8 protein-coding genes are annotated in these 9,414 nt (G+C 49.5%); 3 read left to right on the top strand and 5 right to left on the bottom strand.

What is annotated here, in order from left to right; genetic code table 11:
- The 3 genes from cmoB to AC6R1A_RS09805 all read right to left on the bottom strand — a co-directional run.
- A partial coding sequence (gene cmoB / locus AC6R1A_RS09815; protein WP_500646176.1) for a tRNA 5-methoxyuridine(34)/uridine 5-oxyacetic acid(34) synthase CmoB occupies positions 1-937 on the bottom strand: 937 nt, incomplete at its 3' end.
- 140 nt (positions 938-1,077) lie between these two features.
- A complete protein-coding gene (cmoA, locus tag AC6R1A_RS09810) occupies positions 1,078-1,815 on the bottom strand; it encodes a carboxy-S-adenosyl-L-methionine synthase CmoA (RefSeq protein ID WP_487902693.1) in 738 nt (245 codons plus the stop codon).
- Between the two features lie 102 nt (positions 1,816-1,917).
- The gene (locus AC6R1A_RS09805) at positions 1,918-2,799 is read right to left on the bottom strand and encodes a DUF72 domain-containing protein (protein ID WP_500634145.1); all 882 of its coding nucleotides are present in this window, start codon (positions 2,797-2,799) and stop codon (positions 1,918-1,920) included.
- Between the two features lie 269 nt (positions 2,800-3,068).
- On the opposite strand from AC6R1A_RS09805, the gene aspS reads away from it, so the two are divergent.
- Positions 3,069-4,841 (top strand): aspartate--tRNA ligase, encoded by a 1,773-nt coding sequence (gene aspS, locus AC6R1A_RS09800; RefSeq protein ID WP_500634144.1) that lies wholly within the window; start codon positions 3,069-3,071, stop codon positions 4,839-4,841.
- Between the two features lie 107 nt (positions 4,842-4,948).
- Here the strand turns inward: aspS and AC6R1A_RS09795 are convergent, their stop codons facing one another.
- Positions 4,949-5,641: a pseudouridine synthase gene (locus AC6R1A_RS09795; protein ID WP_500634143.1), complete on the bottom strand. Its 693-nt coding sequence runs from the start codon at positions 5,639-5,641 to the stop codon at positions 4,949-4,951.
- A 345-nt stretch (positions 5,642-5,986) separates the two neighbouring features.
- Here AC6R1A_RS09795 and AC6R1A_RS09790 point away from each other — a divergent pair, with 345 nt between their 5' ends.
- A complete protein-coding gene (locus tag AC6R1A_RS09790) occupies positions 5,987-8,212 on the top strand; it encodes an NADP-dependent isocitrate dehydrogenase (protein ID WP_500634142.1) in 2,226 nt (741 codons plus the stop codon).
- Positions 8,213-8,313: 101 nt separating this feature from the next.
- Here the strand turns inward: AC6R1A_RS09790 and cspD are convergent, their stop codons facing one another.
- On the bottom strand, positions 8,314-8,535 hold the full coding sequence (cspD, locus tag AC6R1A_RS09785) for a cold shock domain-containing protein CspD (RefSeq protein WP_334550993.1): 222 nt from the start codon (positions 8,533-8,535) through the stop codon (positions 8,314-8,316).
- 538 nt (positions 8,536-9,073) lie between these two features.
- Here cspD and clpS point away from each other — a divergent pair.
- The gene (clpS, locus tag AC6R1A_RS09780; protein WP_334550991.1) at positions 9,074-9,394 is read left to right on the top strand and encodes an ATP-dependent Clp protease adapter ClpS; all 321 of its coding nucleotides are present in this window, start codon (positions 9,074-9,076) and stop codon (positions 9,392-9,394) included.
- Positions 9,395-9,414: the final 20 nt, after the last annotated feature.

Genomic DNA, 9,414 nt, shown 5'->3' with positions numbered 1-9,414 from the left:
GCGCCGGATAGCCTTCCACGGTTTTGCTCGGATCGCTTGGGTCTAAATAGTCTGGCAATGAGTTATGCGTCATCCAATCGGTGGTGCGCTGTTCACCGGTGGTTGTGACGTTTTCATCCACAATACGCACTTGCTCAAAGCCAACCAGTTCCAGCCAGACTTTGAGCGCTTTGGCGGAAGGGAAGAAGTACACATTTCGCATCTGTGCGTAGCGCGATGTCGGCACCAACACGGATGTTTCATCGCCTTCGATAACCAGAGTTTCGAGCACCAGCTCTCCGCCTGCCACCAATTGATCTTTAAGTTGGATCAAGTGATCAAGCGGCGAGCGGCGATGGTAGAGCACACCCATGCTAAAGACGGTATCAAAGGCTTCCAGTTTTGGCAGTTGTTCTATACCCAGAGGCAGAAGATGGGCTCGCTGATCACCGCCCATCAGTTTGCGAATCGCTTCAAACTGGATCAAAAACAGGTGTGATGGGTCGATGCCGACCGTAAGACGCGCGCCTTCGCCCAGCATGCGCCACATGTGATAGCCATTGCCACAACCGACATCCAGCACACTGCGATTTTTCAGTGGAGAGATATGAGGGAGGACACGATCCCACTTCCAGTCGCTGCGCCACTCAGTATCAATATGGATACCGTGTACGGTGTACGGCCCTTTACGCCAAGGGTGGAAGGTACGCAGTAAGTTTTCGAGTTTCTTTAACTCGCCCTCATGGAATGGCGTGTCATTGCTCAACGTCACCGAATGTTTAATATCGACTTGATCTGGCGCGCCTTCTGGGATCTTGTTCAGTGCTTTTAACCAGCGGCCAAAATCACCGTGTTCGGCATTTTGCCAATCGGTCAACTGCTGTGGCAGAACATTCAGCCAAGGTTGCAGACGCGTGTCTTGAGCGATGAGTTGATAGAAATCGGCAAAATTAAACATGAAAACAAGGTCCTCGTTGATACAGGCATGCCCCTAGATATTTATGGTTGCTCGCGGCCTCTAGGGACTCGGCGCGTGCAAATGTGGAGATGGGTGTCGTACAACACTATTCGTTGATGGACACCATCTGATCGTGATGACTACTTAATCGCGAACATAGAACCAAAGTTAAAACACTGAAACCAAACGTCAAAACTACTAAAGCCAATCTTGGCAAAGCGCTCTTTATGCGCTTTGATGGAATCAGGACGCATGACGTTTTCAATTGCGCTGCGCTTTTGGCTGATCTCGAGTTCGCTATAGCCATTGGCGCGTTTAAAGTCATGGTGCAAATCAATTAATAGCTCGTTGGCGCCGACATCATCAAAGACAAATTTCTCGGACAAAATGAGAATACCGCCAGGTCTTAAACCCGCGTAAATCTTCTCTAGCAAACTGTAGCGGTCTTGTGGTGAGAGAAATTGCAGCGTGAAGTTCAAGACCACCACAGACGCGTTGTCGATGTCGATGTGTCGAATATCGGCTTCAACCACCTCAACAGGCGTATCGCTGCGATAGGCGTTGACGTGCAGTTTGCATCGCTCAACCATGGCTTGCGAGTTATCGACAGCGACAATCTTGCAGCCTTCTTGCTGGATGTGGCGACGCATAGAGAGGGTCGCGGCACCCAATGAACAACCCAAATCGTAAATGTTGGAGTGAGGCTTAACGAAGCGCTCGGCCAACATGCCAATCGCTGAAATGATGTTGCTGTAGCCTGGTACCGAGCGCTGGATCATGTCAGGGAACACTTCTGCGACACGTTCATCAAACGTGAAGTCACCAATTTTGTCGATTGGCGCCGAAAAAATGGTATCTGGGTTGCTCTTAGGGTTCATCACACACTCTCGCTACGGCCGATGCAAACAGTCAAGCATGCCATCGTCAGATGTCAAAAAAGGCGCGTATTTTATGAGATCTTTGCGCGCTTGTCATGTGACTTAAAACATTGATATTTGCGCGTGGTCGCCTTGGCTCGGAAATGGCGCTAAATCGGGCAATGACACCTGCTGTTGCAAACGTCGATAGAGCTTCGCGGCTAGCTCGGGCGCAATCAGGTTGTCGGCGGTATGGATCATCAGGTAAGGCTGCTTTCCTTCACCTATCCACTGCGGCAATTTATCGAGCCAAGGAGTAAAAAAAGCGTCATTGAGTGGTTCATCAGGATGGCCAATAAAACGCACCATAGGATGCGCTCCGGTGGCAATGGCGTGCACGGGAACGCGCGGTTTCTTCTCTTGGGCATCAATTAGGGCAGCAAAAAAGGGGGAGCGCCTGTCTGGCTGAGTCGAAAAAACAGGGCGACTGTCCATAATGATGCGATCGTAATTGCGCTCCAGCAGCCACTGATTGAGTCGCTTTTCGGCGTCACCTTTGGCGAAAAAGGCGGGGTGGCGCACTTCAACACCGATGGGAAAGTCCGGTGGCAGCATGGCGCAGAAGGTCGTCAACTGTGAAAAGTGTTCCGGTCCAAAGGCAGCGGGGAGTTGAATAGTCCATTGCCCAATGCGCGGTATCAGTGGCGCCATAATGCGCATAAAGTCGGCGAGCAGTGCTTGGCAGCCTTGCAACTGATGCTGGTGGGTGATGGCTCTGGGAAGCTTAAAGGTAAAGCGAAAATCATCGTGCGTGGCGGCTTTCCAGTTGCTCACGGTCGATGGCGTTGGCGTGGCGTAAAACGTGGTGTTACCTTCAACGGTATGGAACACGTCAGCATACTTTTCAAGGCGTTGTGAGGCCTGCGTGCCACTACCATAAAACGCCTGCTGCCAGTGGTTGTTTGACCACATCGTCAAGCCTAATCTTAGCGGTAACTTGTCCATATTCCCCTCAATACGCATCGGATGCCTCTACTCTACGAGAGTTTTGAAGAAAAAGGTAATCTGGCGTTATAATCGGGTCAATTTGACGGCGAAATCGGCTTTTTTGGCCATTTGTTGGTGTAAAAATCATCAAAGCACGATAAAACGCAATAAATTGTCGCTGCAACAGTCGATTTAAAATGACTTTCAGCGTATAAATGGACCTTTGCTCTGGCGGCAGTCAGCTAGGGCGTCATCAACTTATTACTAGAGAGATTGGGAATTTCATTATGCGTACCCATTACTGTGGTCACCTGAACAAGTCCCTAGCAGGACAAACTGTAGAACTGTGCGGCTGGGTAAACCGTCGCCGTGATTTAGGCGGTCTTATTTTTATCGATATGCGAGATCGCGAAGGTATCGTACAGGTAGTGGTGGATCCAGACATGGCGGACGCGTACGAAGTGGCGAATACCCTTCGTAGTGAATTCTGTATCAAGCTAACGGGTGAAGTGCGTGTTCGTCCAGAAAGCCAAGTCAACAAAGACATGGCCACCGGTGAGGTTGAGGTCCTTGCGAAAGGTCTTGAGATCATCAACCGCAGCGACGTTCTGCCTCTAGACTTCAACCAAAAGAACTCGGAAGAACAACGTCTAAAATACCGTTACCTAGACCTGCGTCGCCCTGAAATGAGCGACCGCATCAAGCTGCGTGCGAAAGCGTCTAGCTTTGTTCGCCGTTTCCTAGACGACAACGGCTTCCTAGACATCGAAACACCTGTACTGACCAAAGCGACACCAGAAGGTGCGCGTGATTACCTAGTACCAAGCCGTGTTCACAAAGGCAGCTTCTACGCGCTTCCTCAGTCTCCACAGCTATTTAAACAGCTGCTGATGATGTCGGGTTTTGACCGTTACTACCAAATCGTTAAGTGTTTCCGTGATGAAGACTTACGTGCTGACCGTCAACCTGAATTCACTCAGATCGATATCGAAACCTCATTCATGACCGCTGACGAAGTGCGTGCAACCACAGAGAAAATGGTTCGCGACATGTGGCTAGAGCTACTGAACGTTGACCTCGGTGAGTTCCCTGTCATGCCATTTAGCGAAGCGATTCGCCGTTTTGGCTCTGACAAGCCTGACCTACGTAACCCACTAGAGCTTGTTGATGTTGCTGACCTAGTGAAAGACGTTGAGTTCAAAGTCTTCTCTGGTCCAGCCAATGACGAAAAAGGCCGCGTTGCTGTGATTCGTGTACCGGGCGGTGCGTCACTCACTCGTAAGCAAATTGACGGCTACGGCGAGTTTGTTGGTATCTACGGTGCGAAAGGTTTGGCATGGATGAAGGTCAACGATCGCGCAGCGGGCATGGAAGGTATCCAATCTCCTGTGGCTAAATTCCTCAGCGAAGAGGTGATCAATGGCATCCTTGAGCGCACGCAAGCGGAATCTGGCGACATTATTTTGTTCGGCGCAGATAAAGCGAGCATCGTGGCTGAAGCACTGGGTGCACTGCGTCTGAAACTGGGTAAAGACCTTGAGCTGACAAAAGAAGGCACTTGGGCGCCTCTATGGGTTGTTGACTTCCCAATGTTCGAAGAAGACGACGAAGGCAACTTGCACGCGATGCACCACCCATTCACATCGCCTCTCGGTGTGACAGCAGAAGAGCTAAAAGCGAACCCTGCAGCGGCGAACTCTAACGCCTACGACATGGTACTCAACGGCTACGAAGTGGGCGGTGGTTCTGTTCGTATCCACAACGCGGAGATGCAAGCGGCGGTATTCGATATTCTTGGTATCGATGCGGATGAGCAACGTCTGAAGTTTGGCTTCCTATTGGACGCACTGAAATTTGGTACGCCGCCGCACGCTGGTCTTGCATTTGGTCTCGACCGTCTTGTGATGCTGTTGTGTGGTACCGAGAACATCCGTGATGTGATTGCGTTCCCGAAAACGACGGCAGCGGCTTGTCTATTGACCGACGCACCTAGCCTTGCTAACCCTGCCGCGCTTGAAGAGCTAGCGATTGCAGTGACCGCAGCGAAAGATAAAGAGTAATCCCTTTACGGGTGACGAAACCAAAAAAATACCGCTCAATAGAGCGGTATTTTTTTATCCTAAGTTACTCTGAGAGGGTAACGAAGAATCATTTATAACAAGGGCAGTTACAAGTCGACGGTTTGCCACTCGCCTGGCTGCAAATCGCCTAAGGTGATGTCACCCATCGAGTAGCGCACAAGCCTAAGGGTCGGGAAGCCGATGTGCGCGGTCATGCGTCTGACTTGGCGATTACGACCTTCGATGATGGTGATGGCGAGCCAAGTCGTTGGAATCGAGGCGCGAAAACGCACCGGCGGGTTGCGCTCCCAAATATCAGGCGCGTCCATGCGTTCGATGGTGGCCGGCAGTGTCATGCCATCTTTTAATTCAACCCCTTGGCGAAGCTTATCGAGATCCGCGTCGTTCGGCTCACCTTCTACTTGTACCCAATAGGTTTTAGGGGCTTTCGATTTGGGCGAGGTCAGTTTGGCTTGCAAGATGCCGTCATTCGTCAGCACCATCAGCCCTTCACTGTCACGATCGAGTCTTCCAGCGGCGTACACATCTTTAACATCGATGTAGTCGGCTAGGGTTTTTCTTCCCTCCCCATCGGTGAACTGGCTCAAGGTGTCATAGGGTTTATTGAAGACGATCACCTTACGTTCTGATGGCGCGATCTTCGCTTTTTGACTTGGCTTTTTTCTGCGATGTTTAGACGAGCTGCGCTTGGCATCAAGCGCGCCAAACGGTCGTTTTAAACGTGTTTGACCGTTGCGTGGTGAAGCGGGCTGAGACTCGCGTCTTGAGCGTGGTGACATGTTAACTACCTTGCAAAAATGTAAACGAAGTGTGGGCGAAAGTTTCGATCTATCTCGAATTACGCTATGATGTGCGCGCCTCGAATCAGGATTGGCGCACAAGATAATAGACTATTTTGCCGATTTTGTTTAATTATAACGATTACGTTCTCATGGACGCCGAGTCAGCGAAACACAAAGTTTCAACGGCGATGGCCAAACAAAAAAGAGACATCTAAATCGCAACAAGTGAGGGGATGACGATACCAAGGCAACCACATTCGTGTTGGTATTATCTACTTGTCGCGGACAGACCACAAAAGCCCATGCATCCAATGGGTTTGTCAGAACAAATAGGGAAATTTCATGCCTACAGAAAAGCCTACAATTATTTACACGATCACCGATGAAGCGCCAGCGCTAGCGACCTACTCACTACTGCCAATTATCCAGTCTTTCACTGCCTCCTCAGGCATTGACGTAGACACACGCGATATTTCACTCGCCGGTCGTATCATCGCGAGCTTCCCTGAGCACCTGACGCCAGAACAGCGTATCGGTGATGCGCTTGCTGAATTGGGCGAGTTGGCGAAAACACCTGACGCCAACATCATTAAACTGCCGAACATTTCGGCGTCTATCCCACAGTTAAAAGCCGCAATTAAAGAGCTGCAAGCCAAAGGCTACAACCTGCCGAACTACCCTGAAGAGCCAAGTACATACGAAGAGGAAGCGATCAAAGCGACCTACGACAAGATCAAAGGCAGTGCAGTGAACCCGGTGCTACGTGAAGGTAACTCTGACCGCCGTGCGCCGCTTTCAGTCAAGAACTACGCAAAGAAAAACCCACATTCAATGGGCGCGTGGTCAAAAGAGTCGAAGTCTCATGTCTCTAGTATGGATGACAAAGATTTCTTCGGTAGCGAGAAGTCGGTGACGGTCGAGCATGCGACCAAAGTGACCATCGAATTTGTCGCGAAAGACGGCAGCACAAAACAACTGAAAGCGCCGTTCGCCCTGCAAGATAAAGAGATCATTGATTGCGCGGTGATGAACAAAAACGCACTCGTGGCGTACTTTGAGCAAGAGATTGCAGACGCGAAGCAAAAAGATGTGCTGCTATCACTGCACATGAAAGCGACCATGATGAAAGTCTCTGACCCAGTGATTTTCGGTCATGCCGTGAAAGTCTACTACAAAGACGTGTTTGCTAAGTATGGTGAGCTGTTTGAGAAACTCGGCGTTGATGTCAAAAATGGTATCGGCGATGTGTACAGCAAGATTGAAGCCTTGCCGCAAGATCAAAAAGCCGAGATTGAAGCCGCGCTTCAAGCTGTGTATGAAACTCAACCACCATTAGCTATGGTCGATTCTGATCGCGGTATCACCAACCTTCACGTGCCAAGTGACATCATCGTTGATGCCTCGATGCCGGCCATGCTTCGTGCATCCGGTCAAATGTGGGGCCCTGATGGCAAACAGAAAGACACCAAAGCGATGATTCCAGATCGCAGCTACGCGGGTATCTACCAAGCGGTGATTGATTTCTGTAAAGAGCACGGCGCGTTTGATCCAACCACTATGGGTAGCGTGCCTAACGTGGGTTTGATGGCGCAGAAAGCTGAAGAGTACGGCTCACACGATAAGACCTTTATTCTCGACGCCGATGGTGCTGTCCGTGTTGTTGACAGCAACGGCCAGGTGCTGCTTGAGCAATCGGTGGAAGCGGGTGACATCTTCCGTATGTGCCAAGTGAAAGATGCACCGATTCAAGACTGGGTCAAACTTGCGGTGACACGTGCACGCGCAACCGGCGTCCCTGCGGTATTCTGGTTGGATGAAAATCGTGCTCATGATGCTCAGCTGATCAAAAAAGTGAACGCGTACTTACCTGAGCACGACACCTCTGGTCTAGAGATCAAGATCCTTGCACCACTTGAGGCGTGCAAATACTCGCTAGAGCGCATTAAAGAAGGTCTTGATACCATCTCTGTGACAGGTAACGTGCTGCGTGACTACTTGACGGACTTGTTCCCAATTCTTGAGTTGGGAACTTCAGCCAAAATGTTGTCTATCGTACCGCTAATGAACGGCGGTGGTCTGTTTGAAACAGGGGCGGGCGGCAGCGCGCCGAAGCACGTTCAACAGGTGGAAAAAGAGAACCATTTGCGTTGGGATTCATTAGGTGAGTTTTTGGCATTAGCAGCGTCACTGGAACACCTCAGCGTCGTGACAGGCAATGCTAAAGCGCAAGTGCTGGCCGATGCCCTTGATAAGGCGACCGGTGAGTTTCTTGACAACAACAAGTCACCGTCTCGCCGAGTTGGCGAGCTTGATAACCGTGGCAGCCATTACTACCTAGCGAGCTACTGGGCAAAAGCGTTAGCAGAGCAGACCGCTGATGCTGAGCTTGCGGCGGAGTTTGCGCCGATTGCGAAGTCGTTGCAAGACAACGAAGAGGCGATTATCGCTGAGCTCAATGGCGCTCAAGGTGTCACGGGCGATCTGGGTGGCTACTACGCACCAGTACTTGAAAAGGCCGCGACGCTAATGCGACCAAGCGCAACACTCAACAGCATCATTAATCGCTAATAGACTAGCGAACCGATAAACAAAAACCCGCTGACAAAGCGGGTTTTTTATTGCGTTTGATTTGCGGCGCCGAAGAATCGGGCGAAGTTTTTTGGCAGCGGTTATTTAGCTGGTTGAGCGTCCACTGGTGTCACCACGCTGGCGTGGTAGCCTTTGGGACCTTCTTCCACTTCAAAATTGACTTGTTGGCCTGCTTTCAGAGTACGATACCCATCCATTTGAATGGTTGAGTAGTGCGCAAACACATCACTCTCTTCACCTTCTGGACAGATAAAACCAAATCCCTTGGCATTGTTAAACCATTTTACTGTACCTGTAGCCATGCTATACATCCCTCATGCATTGTTTACTGACGTTGTTGGTGGTTACACGACCGATTTCAACTCCGCTCTATACTGCCGCCATTCCTGTTGCCATTTGATGACCGTCTAGCGCGGAATGCTGTCAAAATGTGACGTGTAAACAAAAAGTGAATTTCCATTCAGCCGCTGCCAAATTTTTACTCACTATTTGACCAATGTAGCCAATGATTGAACACAGTCAATAGAAAAAACGTATTACATCCTACATATTTGCAAACAAATCACTTTTGAGGTTTACATTTTTGCAACGGTTTTCAATTTCTAGTCTATGGGGTGATTTTGACAATTCAGCGATTTTGGCTTCTTTTTAATCAATCAGATAGAGGGCTTGAGAGAATAAAAATCTTTTATTTGCAGGCTTGGAAATGGTGGATTAGTCTCTAAGTAAGCGTGAAATTTTTGTTGTGCTTAAATGGTCTGAATTACAAGAGCAAAATCTAAAACTTCTCTTCCATGAAGTGGTAAACTGAAACCAGATAAACCTAATTGTTGAAGAGTCATGAGCAAGCAGTTTGAATGGGTGACTCCAGATTCTGACTTACTGGAGCAAGAAAGAACAGAAATTAAGCCACCGTCCATGTATAACGTTGTATTGAACAATGATGATTACACCCCCATGGACTTTGTCATCGAAATCCTAGAGCGTTTTTTCTCTATGGATATTGATAAGGCAACTCAGGTGATGCTCAAAGTGCATTATGAAGGTAAAGCGGTCTGCGGTACCTACACCGCGGAAGTCGCTGAAACCAAAGTGGCGCAAGTCACAATGTATTCCAAGGAAAATGAGCATCCCCTGCTTTGTACAATGGAACAAGCGTAACGTTTGTTCGAGCAACCATC

This window comes from Vibrio sp. R10-SG3-ISO3 (assembly GCF_059834225.1).
This window is presented reverse-complemented; position numbering and strand designations above follow the sequence as displayed.